The sequence below is a fragment of the Streptosporangium subroseum genome, assembly GCF_900188345.1.
GTDB lineage: Bacteria > Actinomycetota > Actinomycetes > Streptosporangiales > Streptosporangiaceae > Streptosporangium > Streptosporangium subroseum.
Genome location: NZ_FZOD01000003.1, coordinates 13992 through 29998, shown reverse-complemented (window position 1 = coordinate 29998; position 16007 = coordinate 13992). Strand labels below are relative to the sequence as shown.

The following is a 16007-nucleotide window of genomic DNA, read 5'->3' as shown; positions in this document are numbered from 1 at the left end:
CCGTTTGTTCAGGATGCCAGAACGGGCGGGCCGGAACCAAGCCACGTACCCAACCTCTCAGGGGGAACAGTCATGCAATACCGCACCTTGGGCCGCACCGGTGTGCAGGTCAGCACCCTCGTGCTCGGCGCGATGAACTTCGGCAGTTTGGGACGCACCACCCAGGACGAGGTCACCGCCATGGTCGACGCCGCCCTGGAGGGGGGAATCAACCTCATCGACACCGCCGACAGGTACAGCCAGGGCGAGTCGGAGGAGATGGTCGGCAAGGCCATCGCCGGCCGCCGCGACGACCTCGTGCTGGCCACGAAGGCGGGCATGCCGATGGACGACGAGCGCAACCATCAGGGCAGTTCGCGCCGCTGGCTGGTCACCGAGCTGGACAACAGCCTGCGCCGTCTGGGCGTCGACCATGTCGATCTCTACCAGATCCACCGCTGGGACCCGAGCACCAGCGATGAGGAGACGCTGTCGGCCCTGACCGACCTACAGCGCGCGGGAAAGATCCGTTACTTCGGCTCCTCGACGTTCCCCGCCTACCGCATCGTGCAGGCCGAATGGGCCGCCCGGGAGAGTCGCCTGAGCCGGTACGTCACCGAACAGCCCAGCTACTCGATCCTGCAGCGCGGGATCGAGACCCACGTCCTGCCCGTGACCGAGCAGTACGGACTCGGCGTGCTGGCGTGGAGTCCGTTGGCCTCGGGCTGGCTGTCGGGCGCGGTCCGCGAGGGCCGGGAAATCACCACCAGCCGTTCGACGCTCATGCCGCAGCGCTTCGACACCGCCATCCCCTCCAACCGGGCCAGGCTCGATGCCGTCGAGCAGCTGGCGAAGGTCGCCGACGAGGCCGGTCTGACGATGATCCAGCTCGCGCTCGGATTCGTCACCGCGCACCCCGCCGTGACCAGCGCGATCATCGGCCCCCGCACCATGGACCACCTGCACTCTCAGCTCGCCGCCGCGGACACCGTGCTCTCCGCCGACGTGCTCGACGCGATCGACGCGATCGTCGCGCCGGGCGTCGACCTCGCCGCACACGAGAAGTTCGACACGCCGCCCGCCCTGCTTGACGCAACGCGGCGACGTCGCTGATCGCTCGTCGCGTCGGTCACCAGACGGCAGGCGAGCAGTAGCTTACGCACCCCCCTGCCGCCTGACGCGTCTGCCGCCTGACACGTCGCAAGGGCAGGCCCTCAAAGACCCAAGCCTCCTGTCAGCTTCCGAACCGGAGCGTGTTCCCACCCGTGCCGAAAGGACCAACCGCCCATGCCGCAAACACCTCGGCCCCGTTTCGGGATCATGACCGCCCCCTCGCAGGTCGACTACCACGACATCCTGCGGGTCTGGCGAGAGGCGGACGCCATCCCGGAGATCGAGCATGCGTGGCTGTTCGATCACCTCATGCCGATCGGCGGCGACCCGAGCGGACCGACCCACGAAGGCTGGACGCTGCTCTCGGCCCTCGCTGCACAGACCCGACGACTGCGCCTCGGCCTGCTCGTGACCAGCAACCGCTTCCGACCGCCCGCGATGCTGGCCAAAATCGCCGCGACCGTCGACATCGTCTCCGGCGGACGGCTCGACTTCGGCATCGGCGCGGGCTCACGACCCAGCCACCCGCTGGCCCGGCGCGAGTATGACGCACACGGCCTGCCCTTCCACGACTCCGCCCACGCCGTGGGGAGCCTCGCCGAAGCGTGCACGGTTATCCGGCGGCTGTGGACCGAGACCGAACCGTTCGATTTCGATGGCACCTACGTCCACCTCACCGGAGCGTTCTGCAACCCCAAACCCGTCCAGCGCCCTCATCCGCCGATCCTCATCGGCGGACGCTCGGCCCCTGTGCTCCGCGTGGTCGCCGAGCACGCCGACCTGTGGAACATCCCCGGCGGAGACATCGACGACGCCGTCGGCCGCAGTGCACTGCTGGACCGCTACTGCACCGAGATCGGTCGCGACCCCGCCTCGATCATCCGCTCGATCCACCTGCCGGTCTCCTACGACCAGCCCGGCATCACCCGGGACGCGATCGGCGAGGCGCTCGACGCCGGTTTCCGGCACATCGTCCTCGGACTGTCAGCTCCCTACCCCGCCAACGCCGCGCAGTGGGTCACCGACGAGCTCATCACCACGTCGGCCTAGGACTCCCGCCGTGGAGGGAATCGGTTCCGTGGTTGTCGCAGGGTGGTTTCCGCAGGGCGACGGAGAGATCGACATGCGCTCATCGGCATGTCCGGCTGATTCCGTGGTGCGTCCCGCCGTCGAGGGGCTCACCGGTGAGGATGGGCCAAGCAGGCTGACACAGCCGATCGCCCCCGACCGCAGCAGCGGGCCTCGGTCACCCGCGGCAATCGTTGAACCGCGTCTGAGCAGTGATGTGACCCGCGGATGACGTAAGTACGGCGCGGCATGCGTGTGGCGGAACGGAACAGGCACAATACCTGGATGAATCGCCCAGAAATGCCCCCAACTCCCGAACTGCTCATCCGTCCGGCAGAGCCGGGCGATGTCGACGTGCTGCACCGATTCATCGTCGAACTCGCGGAAGTGGAAGAGCATCCCGAGCCGGTCACCGCCCGGCCACGAGATGTGGCAGAGGCCCTGTTCGGTCCGCAGCCGCTGGCGGAAGCCCTGTTGGCGACGATCGACGGGCAGCCGGTTGCGTTCGCCCTTTTCTACTCCACCTACAGCACCGTGCGCGGCCGGGCAGGCATCCATCTCGAAGACCTGTACGTCCGTCCCGGGCACCGAGGGAGCGGACTGGGGCAGGCACTGCTCTCTCACCTTGCCGAGCTGGCGGTACGGCGGGGCTGTGCCCGCTTCGAGTGGTGGGTGCTGCGCACCAACGAGCCGGCCCTGCGCTTCTACGATCGCCTGCACGCTCGCGAGCTCGACGAGATAGCGGTCCTGAGAATTGACGGCGAAGCCCTGCACAGCCTGGCGGCGAACAACGGCCACCGACCGGCGGGGAGAGCCGCCCCCTGACGCGGCCCCGGTGGCCCGGGGCCCTGCCGCACGCTGGGACCGGCGTGCGCAACCCCCCGATGACCTGGCCGCCTGAACCCTTTCCACTACCTCCGCCACCAGGAGCACACGGTGAAAAAGACCATCGACAAGATCGCCTGGATCCACCTGGACAACGGCAAGATCCTCAGCACCCGCTCACGAGGCAAGAACGCCTACTACATCCCCGGCGGCAAACGTGAACCCGGCGAAACCGACCTCGACACCCTCATCCGCGAGATCGACGAGGAACTCTCCATCACCATCATCCCCGCCACCGCCACCCACGTGGGCACCTACCACGCCCAGGCACACGGCCACGCCGACGGCATCACCGTGCGGATGACCTGCTACACCGCCGACCATCACGGAGTACCGGCACCCAGCAGCGAGATCGAAGAAATCACCTGGCTGACCTACGCCGACCGCGACCGCGTGTCCCCGGTCGACCAGATCATCTTCGATCACCTCCACCAGACCGGACAACTTCACTGACTCGGCGACCCCCAAACCGATCCGCAGGCATTGACCAACACACGCGGTGGGCCCGGGAGTCAGAGGAGATCGGCTGTCAGCGTCACTGACCTGCGGCTGCGACAGCCCGCGATCGGACCCTGGCTGATTGCGCGCCCCGCCTCACCCCCTCTGTTCCAGCCGACCTCTCAACCGGGTCTGTCCAGTTAAGGGCTCTGTCCCGTAATCGGTGGTAGCCGTGCGTCACTGATGCCAGGCTGAGGTGTGCTGGAGATCGACGCTCTTGCGGGTGTGGTGTTTTCGGGGTTGTCTGCCCTGGTCATCGAGGGTGTGGTGGACGAGGGCAATCTGGTTCGGGTGGTGGCACGGACTCGGGACGATCCCGTGCTGTGTCCGGTGTGCGCGACGCCGACTGGCAGGGTGCATGGGTTTTGCGGCCGGATGGTCGCGGACCTTCCCGTGGACGGCCGGCGGGTGGTGGTGTCGGTGCGGGTGCGGCGGATGGCCTGCCCGGTGTGGAGTTGCTCGCGACGGACGTTCCGGGAGCAGGTACCCGGGCTGCTGGAGCGCTACCAGCGCCGGACGAACCGACTCGCCGACCAGTTGGGCGCGGTGGTGAGAGAGCTCGCGGGCAGGGCGAGTGTCCGGTTGTCCCGGGCCTTGGGCGTGCAGGTAGCGCGGTCGACCGCGTTGCGGCTGCTCAGGCGACTGCCGCTGCCTGCGGTTGGAGTGCCGCGGGTGCTGGGCGTCGATGACTTCGCGTTGAGACGCCGCCACCGGTACGCCACGATCCTCATTGACGCCGAGACGGGGACGCGGATCGACGTGTTGCCAGGTCGCGGCGCCGAGGTGCTGGAGGTGTGGCTGCGTGCTCATCCCGGCGTGGAGATCGTCTGCCGGGACGGTTCCCTCACCTATGGTGAGGCCGTCCGCCGGGCACTGCCCGACGCGGTGCAGGTCAGCGACAGGTGGCACCTGTGGCGGAACTTGTGCGACAAGACCCTGGCCGAGGTCCGCTCCCATACCTCCTGCTGGGCGGCGGTCAACCCGCCCCGTCCTGGGGGCGTCCGCGAGCGAACCACCCGCGAGCGCTGGCATCAGGTTCATGACCTCCTCGGCAAGGGCGTTGGCCTGATGGAATGCGCCCGCCGACTCGACGTGTCCCTGAACACCGTCAAACGCTACGCCCGCAGGAGCGAGCCCGAGGAAGTCCGCCGTGCTCCGCGCTACCGACAGACCCTCGTCGACCCCTACCGCGACCACCTGCGCGCCCGCCGCGCTGAGGATCCGGCCGTTCCGGTGATGCGGCTGTTCCATGAGATCAGGGAACTCGGCTACACCGGCAGCCTCAACCTCCTCTACCGCTACCTCACCCAGGGCCGAGCCGAAGGCGACCGGCCCGTCATCACTGCCCGCCATCTCAACCGGCTCTTGCTCACAGACCCCGACCGGCTACGCGACAAGGACGCTGACCTGCTGCGGGATCTCACCGCCGCATGCCCTGAGCTGGCCGCACTCGCCCGCCTCATCCACGCCTTCGCTGAGCTGCTCACCCCTGCCGTCGGAAACGACACCCAGCTCACCGAGTGGATCACCGCCGCACGCGCTGCCGATCTACCTCATCTGCACGGCTTCGCCAACGGAGTGGAGCTCGACCGCGCGGCCGTCGATGCCGCTCTCACCCTGCCCCACCACAACGGCCGGACCGAAGGCGTCAACACCCGCACGAAAAGGATCATGAGACAGATGCACGGCCGCGCCGGATTCGACCTCCTTCGCCACCGCATTCTCCTCCCGTGACATTACCCAGCGCTACCACCGATTACGAGACAGAGCCGTTAACTGGACAGACCCCACGGGGACCTTGAACGACAGCGATGGGACTCCGAACCGGCGCTGTCAGCTTGGGAAGTGTATGGATCACGGCTTGTAGGGTGGCTGACCTGTGGTTGATACCGGTCATGAGTGACCGTGGTTGCCCCCTTGTTACCCTCCTTAATGGCACGCTAATGGCACGACGATGGGCGGCTCTGTGGGGATGAACGAGCAGGTGGCAGCCAAGACTGCAGAGGAGTGCCTGGCGCGGTGGCGTCGTGTCGAATCTCTGTGGGATCCGCGATCATGGAGGAGAACGGCGATAAGGACTGATCGAGGGGGTGCCGATGGCCGGCCCGGCTCTCGTTTTGCTGCTGATGGAGCGTCGCGAGCGTTCTGACTTCGCGGATTTCGTTCCGTGGCTGAAGACCTTCTGCAGCCCAATAGAAGTGACCGATGATGGCAGTCTGGACTTTTGGGTTCGTGATCCATCCTTTCTGGGCGCACCAGTCACCCTCGACGACACCGGCTTCCCTGGGTTCCATCTATCACAGGATGCGGAGTTCGGTGCGGATGGGGGCGAGTACTCGGCGTTCACCCCACAGCCGGTGCAAGGGCTCTTGTTATACGCGAACGCTTCGGGCCACATCAACCATCTCCTCCTCGGCTATCTCGCCCTTGCGATGGCACATCGCCTTGGAGCTCTCATCGAGTTCGACGGCTTGCTTGGGTACGGGCACCGCCTCTTGGAGCTGGGCGCGGAGAGTGGAGATCACCGAGCCGAAGCATGGCAGTTGGTCTCGTCTCTACCCGGTGTGATCAAGGAAGTTTCGTGGGGTACTCCGGACGATGACGAAGGTCAGGGGTGGTTCCATGTAGGTGACGCGGAATTTCTGGCCGCATGGTTGGCGCACCCTGAGTTCCATTTGATCAAGTAACGCGACCTGGAGAATGGGCGTTCGATCCCCCGCTATCAGCTTGGGAAGTCTCTAACGCTCCCGGCCTCTGATCTGGGGAAGTGCTGACCTGCGGGGGAGTGTTTTGGTTCCCCGGGGTTCCCCGTGAGTCCCCCTTGATCACCCTCCTGACGGGCATGCAACGGACACGAAGATGGTCAGGGCTACGCCGCGTTTGAAGCTCTGATCCCGACCCCGCTCAACCTTGGCCGTGTCCGTTGATCAGCCAGCGGCCATCGATCCGATCTAAGAAAAACCTCTCGCCATAGGCGCCATCATCACCGGTGTAGAACTCGCACTGCTCGAAGGTGTAGTTAACCTTCACCCGCACACAGCGTTCGACGTCACCGCAGGTCTCCGGCTCGGGCTGGCCGATCTTCACGTCGGTGAGGCTGGTCCAGTTGGCGAAGGGGCTGGCCACCCCTCCAAACTCGGCCTCGTACTGCGGGCTACGGTGATCCCACATCAACTGGCCGGTTTCCTTGTCATGAGCGGCGAGGGCCTGGAAATACGCGCGGACGACCTCAACTGGGGATGCACCTTCAGGCGATGGCGCCACGCGCTGCACCTCGACATCCTCCCCGCATGTCCCACAGCCGGCCACTAACCCCACTGGGCTGATCACAAGGGTGAGCGCGAACAGCAGCCGGATGCTTCTCACCTTGCAACCTCCTACCCGTTCGCAGACCATCCAAGAAGGGACGCCCGCCAGTAGAAACGAATCCACCGATTACGTTTCATGCAGGACTATCCCACTAAGATCATTACCGCGCATAGTCATGTCGGCCTGACTCGTTCTCCGTCTCCTACATCCGTGGTTTATCCCGTGATCATCGGTACCTGGCTGATCAGCCACGTTGTCCGATGAGCCAGGGTGAGGAACGAACCCTGGATCTCCGATCGCCCCCAGCCACAGCAGAGCTCGACCACCCCGTGGCGATCGTCGTGCTGCATATGGGTGGCGGCGTGACCGAAGGCCGGCGGATGGCGTGGGTACGGCGCGATGAGCGTGCGGCGACGGCCCGGAGTCCTGCTCGCGCGCCGGGACCGGCCCCCAGGCCGCATGCCCGGCGTGCGCCGCAGGCGCAGCGCCGCCGCCCCTTGATACCTATGAGAACAATTCGGCAATGCAACGGAACGGTCTTCCGGCCCTGCATTCGATACCTGATCGCCAAGCGTCTGGTGGGTTAGATCAATCGGTCAGGAGTGCTACGGCATCAGGGGTGAGGCGGCCGAGGGTTCCATCGGGACGCAGGAGGTTACGGCAGCCGTCAAGCTCGACGTATGCCTGCTTGTAGTGGCCGGGGTTCAGTACCGCGAACCGGGTGTGGTCGCTGGGGCAGTCGCTGGCCGGTGCGGTGTCCAGAGCGGTGAGCAGGGTGCGCAGGCTGCTGCCTTTGAGGATGCGCACGGACTCAAACTTTCCTTCGTCCGTGTCCGAGGTCTTTCCGTCGGTACGGAAGATGCATACCCGTAGGCCCTTCGGCGGGGGATTCCAGGTCTGTGTGGTCGCCCCTGGCCGCCCCCGGGAGAGAAGGTCGGGGTACTCGTCGCCGCAGCCGGTCCGGAAGGCCTTGTCGCTCTCGACTCTCCGCACGGGTATCTGTTCGTCGACCTGGTACGGCAGACCGCGAAGGACATCGAGGGCGGAAGAGAACGGTCCCCCGCACACGCCGGTCGGCAGGTCTGGCAGCACCACCCTGCCCGAGGAGTCCACCACGACGAAGTAGTCCGCCACGATCAGGATGTCTAGGCAGTTCACGCCAAACATTGATCTCTCGGACGGGCGGCGCAGCTCGGTCATCAGCTCGCCGGCCGGACCGTCGGCGTGCTCCTCGACCACGACCTCCCAGCGGCCTTTGCCGGGCAGGTAGCGGTACTCCCAGCGGCAGCGGATGACCTGGACCGGCACGAAATCATCGGGAAGCGTCTGGCGCGACAGGGACAGGTTCGGTTCGGGACCTCTCGGGCAGGAAGCGCCGACGACATGATCCAGCCGTGCGATCCGGTCTTCCCTGTGGGCGCATCCGGCGAGAACCACGACAGCGAGCATGACGAGGGCGACGCGGAAAGGGTGCACTGGCGCACCTTATTTGGGATGTGTCACCTGTTTTGCTGGTTCACCGAGAAAGACGATCAAGGGCGAGGCGCCTTGAGTATGTGGGGTGAGGCCGCCCTGGTATTTGAGGGATGAGGGGTTTCCTCTGTCGCGCGGGTGATCGAGGTGTTGTCCGGTGCAGGGGTGACCGATGCCGCTAGCTCTGACCGGGAAGGTGCGCCGGGTTGGTGGTCGGAGCGGTTGGATGTGCGGTGACGCCCGTTCCGACCGCTGGAGGTGCGGTGGCCGAGCCTGTCCTTGTGCGCAGACTGACCGACCGGGAAGGGCAGAAGCTGAAGCAGATCGTGCGCCGGGGCAGCACCAGCTCGGTGCGCTACCGGCGCGCGATGATGCTCCTGGCCTCGGCCGGCGGGAACCGTGTCCCGGTGATCGCCCAGCTGGTGCAGGCCGACGAGGACACCGTCCGCGATGTGATCCACCGGTTCAACGAGATCGGCCTGGCCTGCCTGGACCCTCAGTGGGCGGGAGGCCGTCCCCGCCTGCTCAGTCCTGACGACGAGGACTTCGTCGTCGCGACGGCCACCACCCGCCCGACCAAGCTCGGCCAGCCCTTCACCCGCTGGTCCATCCGCAAGTTGCTCGCCTACTTGCGCAAAGTCCACGGCCGGGGCATCCGCATCGGCCGCGAGACGTTACGCCGCCTGCTCGCCCGCCGCGGCGTCACCTTTCAGCGCACCAAGACCTAGAAGGAGTCTCCAGATCCGGATCGCGACGCCAAGCTGGATCGGATCGAGGAGGTCCTGGACCGCTTCCCGGATCGGGTCTTCGCCTTCGACGAGTTCGGCCCGCTCGGTATCCGCCCCATTGAAGGGGCGGGCTGGGCCGCTGCCGGCCACCCCGAGCGGCACCCGGCCACGTACCATCGCACCCACGGTGTCCGGTACTTCCACGGCTGCTATTCGGTCGGCGACGACACCCTCTGGGGCGTCAACCGCCGCAAGAAGGGCACTGCGAACACCTTGGCCGCGCTGAAGTCGATCCGGGCCGCCCGCCCCGACGGTACCCCGATCTACGTGATCCTGGACAACCTTTCCGCCCACAAGGGCGAGAAGATCCGCCGCTGGGCGAAGAAGCACCGGGTCGAGCTGTGCTTCACGCCGACCTACGCATCCTGGGCGAATCCGATCGAGGCCCACTTCGGGCCGTTGCGGCAGTTCACCGTCGCCAACTCCAACCATCGCAACCACACCGTCCAGACCTGGGCCCTGCACGCCTATACCTCCGCTGGCGCAACAAGAACGCCCGGCACCCCGACGTCCTCGCATCTCAACGCCATGAGCGCGCCCGGATCCGTAGCGAGAAAAGCATCCGATGGGGCGGACGGCCTCTCGCTGCCGCAGTCTGGTCCACCTGGCGAACCTTGCCCGACCAGCCCTAGCAGTAGCCGTCCAGTCTGGTTCCAGCAGGAGCGAGGTTGGGCCAGGGGTGCCCTGCTCTGTCCGAGGCTGCGGACCTTAGAAGATCAAGAAGACTGCATCCCGGGTAGCCACGGAAACTCGAATAGGCGGAACGGTAGTAGCAGCTCCAGTAGCTCACGACCCGTCGCTGAGTGCGTGCGAAGAAGGCCGGGTTGTCTACGATGAACTGCCCGTAAGCGAGGTGGCTTCGGCTGCCCGGCGTGGCGAGATCACGAAGCTCATCGCGGATGATGACCAGGATTTCCAAGACGTACTCGCCGACCAACTGCACGACGAACGGGACGACCCACGGGTCCGCGGAGCCCACGACCTTCGCCAGGTGGCGTTGCCTAACCATCCCGTCGCAGTGCCTTGAGTACAAGCAGTGCAGAAGTTGACGTTGACGCGACGAGAGCGACGCTACCGCTTCTGTCGGCGGCTCGTCGTTGTAGAGACGCCCAGGAATGGCCACCTGTTGGCCCTCTACAACGACCGAAAACGGCTCAAGCGGCCGGAGGCGGGAAGCGGGCATGACTGCCAGAACTGCCTCGGCATCGCCTGCAAGATCGGCTGGGAACGCCAAGGTCAACGGATCGCTGCTGTTGGAAGGCGGCTGCACGAGCTGAGCATAAGCGGACGCCCTACCCACGAGCATGGCCCCACCACCTGACGGTCGCCCAATCCGGTGAACGTATGCGGTCAGAGCACTAGCTGGTAGAGGTCGGCGCGGCAGACGGCGCATCCCTGGATGCACCGTTATCGGGAGGGTGGGCTGAATACGCCGACCAATCGCTTTCATCGGGTGGATGCAGACGCTGGCGCGGATCGAGGCGGTGATCTGTGAGTTGCGCCGATCCCGTCCGCGGCGGAGCAACGCACGCCGGCGTGCTCCGTGGGAAGGCATTGGGAAGGATCAACCGTAATCCACCAGTGTCAGCCGTACATCACCGGACACAGCAAGAGGGCCCGCTACCGGCATCGCTGCTGGTCACGGGCCCTCTTGGCTGCTCACGCGCTGTGCACCCTGCAGGATTCGAACCTGCGACCGTCGGATTAGAAGTCCGATGCTCTATCCAGCTGAGCTAAGGGTGCCCCCGCCTAATTGTGCATGATCCTGGGAGCATCCACGCATCGGTTTTCCTCCTGTGTCGCGAGGATCACCCTGTGATGTCGATCACCAGCCGCCCGACGGGGTCGGCGAGGACCTCCAATCCGACAGGCGGCCCCTTCCGCCGGAGTCCATTTGGAAAAATACTTGCGATGTATCGCGAGTTGGCTAATACTCGAAGTCGAGTATTCGAATCGGAGGATGTGCCATGACCCGTAGGCGGAGCAACCCCCTCGCCCTCGCCGTGATGGCCCTCCTGTTCGAGCGCCCGATGCACCCGTACGAGATGGCCTCCTCCATGCGCACCCGGCGCAAGGAGGAGAGCATCCGTCTCAACTACGGCTCGCTCTACTCGGTGGTCGAGAGCCTGGAGAAGCGCGGGCTGATCAAGGCGGTGGAGACCGTTCGCGAGGGCAACAGGCCCGAGCGCACGATCTACGCGATCACGGAGCCGGGCAAGCTGGAGCTGTTCGACTGGCTCAGCGAGCTGATCAGCACTCCCGCCAAGGACTACACCGGCTTCGAAGCGGGTCTGTCACTGCTCCCCGTTCTCCCGCCCGACGAGGTGATCCGGCTCCTGGAGGAGCGCAGGCTCAAGCTGGAGCAGCGCCTGCACGCGGACGCCGCGCTCCGGGAGCTCGCCGTCAAGCAGGATCTGCCGCGGTTGATGCTCATCGAGTGGGAGTACACCGACATGCTCCGCCGTTCCGAGCTCGCCTGGGTGGACGGCCTGATCGACGAGCTGCGCGCCGGCACGTTCGACGGGCTCGACCTCTGGCGGCTCTGGCATGAACGGTCCGCCGCCGGTCTGCCGGCCGGCTTCGACGACCTGGAGGCGCCCACCCCCTGACACGCAAGTGGTCCCCGGCGGGTGCTGGAACACCGTGCCGGGGACCGGAAGGTCTCGCGTGGAGGCGACCCTTATTGTGAACTGCCTTGCTACAAGGCAGTTCCACGATAAGGGTTCGTGCCCGCGGAGAACGACGCACCTTCGGTGAGAAAGCCGCATGCTCTCGTACGGCTGCGCCCCACGGCGCCACTCGCCGACCGTGGTCCGCTCCGCGTCGGCCCGCTCCTGATGCGTGCGCGGCCGAGCGCCGTGACGCCGCCAGGTCATGCCTCCGCACACGTAACTCTGTGGAGGAAACGAAATGGAATCCATCCAGGCAGACCGCCTGGTCAAGGCGTACGGGAAGGTCCGTGCGCTGGACGAGCTCAGCTTCGGCGTGCCGACCGGCACGGTCTTCGGGCTGCTCGGCCCCAACGGCGCGGGTAAGTCGACCGCGGTCAAGATCCTGACGACCCTGTCCCGGCCCGATGGCGGGAACGCCAGGGTCGCGGGCATCGATGTGCGGAAAAATCCGGACCAGGTGCGTGCGGCCATCGGCTGCGTCACCCAGAAGATCAGCGTGGACCCCCAGGCCACCGGGCGGGAGAACCTCCTCCTGCACGGAGCCCTGTACGGGATGTCCAGGCGGCAGCTCAGGCTCCGTGCGGGCGAGCTCATGGCCAGGTTCGACCTCGCCGAGGCGGCCGACCGGCAGGCTCGCACCTACTCCGGCGGCATGCAGCGCAAACTCGACGTCGCCATGGGCCTCATCCACCGCCCCCGGGTGCTCTTCCTCGACGAGCCGACCACCGGCCTGGACCCGGAGGCCAGGGCCGCGATGTGGACGGAGATCGCCAGGCTCGCCGCGGAGGAGGGGCTGACCATCCTCCTCACCACGCACTACCTGGAGGAGGCCGACAAGCTCGCCGGAGCCCTGGCCATCGTGGACAGGGGAAAGGTCGTGACCACCGGCAGTCCGGACGAGCTCAAGAGCCAGTTGCGCGGTGACGCGATCGTCGCCGAGCTCGTCGACTCCCAGGGGATCCCGCAGGCCGAGGAGGCCCTGCGCCGGGTGCACGGCGCCAGGGAGATCACCACGGCCGGGCGGGTGCTCCGGGCCAGGGTCGACGACGGCGCGGCGGCCGTACCGGCCGTGCTGGCCGCCCTGGACGCGGCCGGGGTGAAGGTGGGGGCGATCACCGTCGCCCGCCCCTCCCTGGACGACGTCTACCTGCGTCACACCGGACGGACCTTCGAGGAGGTGGCGGCATGACGACCATCACGATTCCCGCGGACGTGAGTACGGGGAGGAACAGAGGCTCGCTCCTCGCGCATTCCGCCTACTTCACCCTCCAGTCGATCAGGGCCCTGTGGCGGCAGCCGCTGTATGTGGCGGTCATGCTGGTCCAGCCGATGGTCTGGCTGCTGCTGTTCGGGCAGCTGTTCAAGCGGATCGTCGAGCTGCCCGGTTTCGGCGGCGTCAACTACATCGACTTCCTCGTCCCCGGGGTGGTCGCCATGAACGCGCTCTTCATCGGGGCGTGGAGCGGTACCGGGTTCATCGAGATGATGGACCGGGGAATCATGGACCGGGTGCTGGTCACCCCGGTACGGCGGGGCGCGATCATCATCGGCTCGCTCTCCTACAACATGCTCTCCCTGCTGGTCCAGGGGATCATCGTGTTCGTGGTGGGCCGGCTGTCCGGGGCGACCTACCCGGGAGGACTGCCGGGCATCGCGACCAGCCTGCTGGCCGCGATGCTCCTGACGGCGGGGTTCTGCTCGATGTCCAACGCCCTCGCGCTGCTGCTGCGCACCAACGAGGCGCTGATCGGCCTGTCCCAGTTCCTGACGCTGCCGCTGATGTTCCTGTCCACCGCGATCATGGCTCAGGAGGCCGCCCCGGAGTGGATCCAGACGGCCTCCTCGTACAACCCGGTGAACTGGGCTGTCGTCGCCGCCCGGGAGTCCCTGACGGCCTCGCCCGACTGGGGCACGGTCTGGGCGAATCTCGGAGGGCTGGCGGCGGTCGCGCTCGTCCTGGGATATCTGGGCACGAGGGCCTTCGGTTCCTACCAGCGCTCCCTCTGAGAGAGCTCTGCCGGTGCTCCCTCTGAGAGAGCTCTGCCGGTGCTCCCTCCGAGAGCTCTGCCGGCGTTCCCTCGGAAAGAGTCCGGCTGACGCTCCCTCTCAGTGAGTACGGCCGGTGTTCTCTGAGAGAGCTCGGCCGGCTCCCTGAGAGCCGGCCAGGGGGTCACCGGGGGGTCCCGCTGAGTGCTCCCACCGGGGATTTCGCCACTCGGTCCCGCTAGAGCCCTCTCTGAGAGTTCCCTTCGAGTACGGGCTGGTCCACCCGAAACCGTTCTGTGCGGTGGGTGGACCGGTCTAGGCTCGTGTGCCATGTTCGTCGTCACACTCCAGGAAGAGATCCCCCTGGTGGGCGGTGATGTCACCGACGGGGTGGTGCGGGTCGGCGACACCGTCCGCAGACCCGTCAGGGCCTCCACACACTCCGTGCACGCGTTGCTGCGGCACCTCGAGGCGGCGGGGTTCGACGGAGCGCCTCGCGTGGTGGGCCTGGACGAGCGGGACAGGGAGATCCTGACCTACGTCGAGGGCGACTCCGCGCTCAGGCCGCTGCCCGCCTACGCGCTCACCGACGAATCCCTGGCCGCGCTGGCCCGCCTGATGCGGAGCTTCCACGACGCCTCGGCGAGCTTCGTCCCGCCGCCGGACGCCGTCTGGGAGGCCGGGTCCAACGACGACGCGTCTCCGGAGCTGATCGGCCACTGCGACGTCAACCTCGACAATGTGATCTTCCGCGACGGGCTCCCCGCCGCGCTGATCGACTTCGACATGGCCCGGCCGACGACCCGACTGTTCGACATCGTGACCACCCTGCGCCACTGGGCGCCGATCGCCGACCCCCTCGACCTGGAGCCGCTCCAGCGCCGCCTGGACATCGGCCCGCGACTGCGCCTGTTCTGCGACGCGTACGGTCTCACACCTCGTGACCGCCGCCACCTCCTGGATCTCGCCCGGCTCCGTTTCGACCGCTCCTACCACGCCATGCGCAACAACGCCCTCACCATCGGCGGTGGCTGGGCCCGCATGTGGGCCGGGGGAGCGGGCACGCGCATCCGCCGGGCCAGCGCCTGGCTCGAGACCCACCAGGATGAGCTCCATGAGCATCTCATCTAGCCGGTCAGGGTCATCTGGATTGTCCGGCTCATCCGGACGGAGCGGACGGCGGGGGCCGAAGTCCGGACGGTCGACGTCCGGGCGGCGTGAGGCGAGGTGGGCCGAGGCGCTGGGAATGCTCGCCGGGGTCGCGATCGACGCCGCGTTCGCCGACCCCCGGCGAGGGCATCCGGTGGCGCTGTTCGGGACGGCCGCGGCCGCGCTGGAGAAGCGGGTGTACGGCGACGCCCGGAGCAGGGGAGTGCTCTACGTGGGCCTGTGCGTCGGCCCGGTGGCGCTGCTCGGATACGCCGTGACCCGAAGGGGAAATCCGGTGGTGCGAGGCGTGCTGAGCGCCGTGACGACCTGGTCGGTCCTCGGCGGCACGACGCTGGGCCGCGAGGGCGTGGCCATGGCGGAGTTCCTGGAGGACGGCGATCTGGAGGGGGCACGCGGGAGGCTGTCCCACCTGTGCGGGCGCGACCCGTCCCGGCTTGAGGCGCCGGAGCTGGCCAGGGCCACCGTCGAGTCGATCGCGGAGAACACCTCCGACGCCGTGGTGGCGCCGCTGTTCTGGGGCGCGGTGGCCGGCGTGCCCGGGCTGCTCGCCTACCGGGCGATCAACACGCTGGACGCGATGGTCGGCCACCACAACGCGCGCTACGAGCACTTCGGCTGGGCCGCGGCCCGGCTCGACGACGTGGCCAACTTCGTTCCGGCCCGGATCACCGGACTGCTCACGGCCCTCGCCGCCCCCCTGGCCGGGGGCTCGGTCAGCGAGGCGGCGGCCGTACTGCGCAGGGACGGTCACCGCCACCCGAGCCCGAACGCGGGCCGGTGCGAGGCGGCCTTCGCGGGGGCGCTGGACGTCACGCTCGGCGGCGCCAACGTCTACGGCGACCGCGTGGAGCACCGGCCGGAGATGGGCAGGGGGCCCAAGCCGGAGGTCCAGGACATCCGCAGGTCCGTACGGCTCGCACGGGCGGTGGGCTTCGCCGCCGCAGGGCTGGCCGTTCTCGCCGTACTCCGGGGCACCCGCCGGTAGTTACCGGGACCGGATCGACGGCACCGGGGCCGAACCGAGCGTGGCCGACCTGTCTCGGCCGAGGCGTTGGCCCGCCGATCT

Annotated in this window: 14 protein-coding genes, 1 tRNA gene and 1 pseudogene; 12 read left to right on the top strand and 4 right to left on the bottom strand. The window is 67.2% G+C overall.

Going from position 1 to position 16007, the window contains the following annotated elements; translation table 11 throughout:
• The first annotated feature begins 72 nt into the window (after window positions 1-72).
• The 6 genes from CHC08_RS03855 to CHC08_RS03830 all read left to right on the top strand — a co-directional run bounded on the left by CHC08_RS03855 (window position 73) and on the right by CHC08_RS03830 (window position 6230).
• Window positions 73-1092, top strand: a complete 1020-nt coding sequence (locus CHC08_RS03855) for an aldo/keto reductase (protein WP_089205760.1) — start codon at window positions 73-75, stop codon at window positions 1090-1092.
• Window positions 1093-1266: 174 nt separating this feature from the next.
• Complete coding sequence (locus CHC08_RS03850; RefSeq protein ID WP_089205759.1) at window positions 1267-2142, top strand: LLM class flavin-dependent oxidoreductase; 876 nt, start codon at window positions 1267-1269, stop codon at window positions 2140-2142.
• 303 nt (window positions 2143-2445) lie between these two features.
• Complete coding sequence (locus tag CHC08_RS03845) at window positions 2446-2985, top strand: GNAT family N-acetyltransferase (RefSeq protein WP_245878104.1); 540 nt, start codon at window positions 2446-2448, stop codon at window positions 2983-2985.
• A gap of 111 nt (window positions 2986-3096) precedes the next feature.
• Window positions 3097-3498 carry an NUDIX hydrolase gene (locus CHC08_RS03840; RefSeq protein WP_089205757.1) on the top strand — a complete coding sequence of 134 codons (402 nt, stop codon included), beginning with the start codon at window positions 3097-3099 and terminating at the stop codon, window positions 3496-3498.
• Window positions 3499-3741: 243 nt separating this feature from the next.
• Window positions 3742-5277 carry an ISL3 family transposase gene (locus CHC08_RS03835; RefSeq protein WP_420823553.1) on the top strand — a complete coding sequence of 512 codons (1536 nt, stop codon included), beginning with the start codon at window positions 3742-3744 and terminating at the stop codon, window positions 5275-5277.
• Window positions 5278-5639: 362 nt separating this feature from the next.
• Entirely contained in the window at window positions 5640-6230 is a 591-nt protein-coding gene (locus tag CHC08_RS03830) for a DUF6368 family protein (RefSeq protein WP_089205756.1), read from the top strand.
• A gap of 217 nt (window positions 6231-6447) precedes the next feature.
• On the opposite strand, the gene CHC08_RS03825 is transcribed toward CHC08_RS03830, so the two are convergent.
• Window positions 6448-6909, bottom strand: a complete 462-nt coding sequence (locus CHC08_RS03825) for a hypothetical protein (RefSeq protein WP_089205755.1) — start codon at window positions 6907-6909, stop codon at window positions 6448-6450.
• A 531-nt stretch (window positions 6910-7440) separates the two neighbouring features.
• On the bottom strand, window positions 7441-8328 hold the full coding sequence (locus CHC08_RS03820; RefSeq protein ID WP_143653102.1) for a hypothetical protein: 888 nt from the start codon (window positions 8326-8328) through the stop codon (window positions 7441-7443).
• Between the two features lie 260 nt (window positions 8329-8588).
• Here CHC08_RS03820 and CHC08_RS52740 point away from each other — a divergent pair.
• Window positions 8589-9745: pseudogene (locus CHC08_RS52740) on the top strand (IS630 family transposase).
• On the opposite strand, the gene CHC08_RS50530 reads toward CHC08_RS52740, so the two are convergent.
• Together CHC08_RS50530 and CHC08_RS03800 are read right to left on the bottom strand one after the other, a co-directional pair.
• Window positions 9742-10122 (bottom strand): hypothetical protein, encoded by a 381-nt coding sequence (locus tag CHC08_RS50530; RefSeq protein ID WP_218825111.1) that lies wholly within the window; start codon window positions 10120-10122, stop codon window positions 9742-9744. The pseudogene CHC08_RS52740 and the gene CHC08_RS50530 overlap by 4 nt on opposite strands.
• Before the next feature lie 660 nt (window positions 10123-10782).
• A tRNA-Arg gene (locus CHC08_RS03800) sits at window positions 10783-10856 on the bottom strand.
• A gap of 224 nt (window positions 10857-11080) precedes the next feature.
• Between CHC08_RS03800 and CHC08_RS03795 the strand changes: the two genes are divergently transcribed.
• The 5 genes from CHC08_RS03795 to CHC08_RS03775 all read left to right on the top strand — a co-directional run bounded on the left by CHC08_RS03795 (window position 11081) and on the right by CHC08_RS03775 (window position 15926).
• Entirely contained in the window at window positions 11081-11722 is a 642-nt protein-coding gene (locus tag CHC08_RS03795; RefSeq protein ID WP_089205752.1) for a PadR family transcriptional regulator, read from the top strand.
• A gap of 301 nt (window positions 11723-12023) precedes the next feature.
• Complete coding sequence (locus CHC08_RS03790) at window positions 12024-12974, top strand: ATP-binding cassette domain-containing protein (RefSeq protein ID WP_089205751.1); 951 nt, start codon at window positions 12024-12026, stop codon at window positions 12972-12974.
• Window positions 12971-13792 (top strand): ABC transporter permease, encoded by an 822-nt coding sequence (locus CHC08_RS03785; protein ID WP_089205750.1) that lies wholly within the window; start codon window positions 12971-12973, stop codon window positions 13790-13792. The genes CHC08_RS03790 and CHC08_RS03785 overlap by 4 nt, the downstream gene beginning before the upstream one ends.
• A 309-nt stretch (window positions 13793-14101) precedes the next feature.
• Window positions 14102-14902: a phosphotransferase enzyme family protein gene (locus tag CHC08_RS03780; protein ID WP_089205749.1), complete on the top strand. Its 801-nt coding sequence runs from the start codon at window positions 14102-14104 to the stop codon at window positions 14900-14902.
• Between the two features lie 19 nt (window positions 14903-14921).
• On the top strand, window positions 14922-15926 hold the full coding sequence (locus CHC08_RS03775) for a cobalamin biosynthesis protein (protein ID WP_275937148.1): 1005 nt from the start codon (window positions 14922-14924) through the stop codon (window positions 15924-15926).
• Window positions 15927-16007 lie beyond the last annotated feature (81 nt).

What these genes read in the sequence shown, in the direction of transcription:
- CHC08_RS03855 (WP_089205760.1), top strand. Translation starts at nt 73, where the DNA reads ATGCAATACCGCACCTTGGGCCGCACCGGTGTGCAGGTCAGCACCCTC.
- CHC08_RS03850 (WP_089205759.1), top strand. Translation starts at nt 1,267, where the DNA reads ATGCCGCAAACACCTCGGCCCCGTTTCGGGATCATGACCGCCCCCTCG.
- CHC08_RS03845 (WP_245878104.1), top strand. Translation starts at nt 2,446, where the DNA reads ATGAATCGCCCAGAAATGCCCCCAACTCCCGAACTGCTCATCCGTCCG.
- CHC08_RS03830 (WP_089205756.1), top strand. Translation starts at nt 5,640, where the DNA reads ATGGCCGGCCCGGCTCTCGTTTTGCTGCTGATGGAGCGTCGCGAGCGT.
- CHC08_RS50530 (WP_218825111.1), bottom strand. Translation starts at nt 10,122, where the DNA reads ATGGTTAGGCAACGCCACCTGGCGAAGGTCGTGGGCTCCGCGGACCCG.
- CHC08_RS03795 (WP_089205752.1), top strand. Translation starts at nt 11,081, where the DNA reads ATGACCCGTAGGCGGAGCAACCCCCTCGCCCTCGCCGTGATGGCCCTC.
- CHC08_RS03790 (WP_089205751.1), top strand. Translation starts at nt 12,024, where the DNA reads ATGGAATCCATCCAGGCAGACCGCCTGGTCAAGGCGTACGGGAAGGTC.
- CHC08_RS03785 (WP_089205750.1), top strand. Translation starts at nt 12,971, where the DNA reads ATGACGACCATCACGATTCCCGCGGACGTGAGTACGGGGAGGAACAGA.
- CHC08_RS03780 (WP_089205749.1), top strand. Translation starts at nt 14,102, where the DNA reads ATGTTCGTCGTCACACTCCAGGAAGAGATCCCCCTGGTGGGCGGTGAT.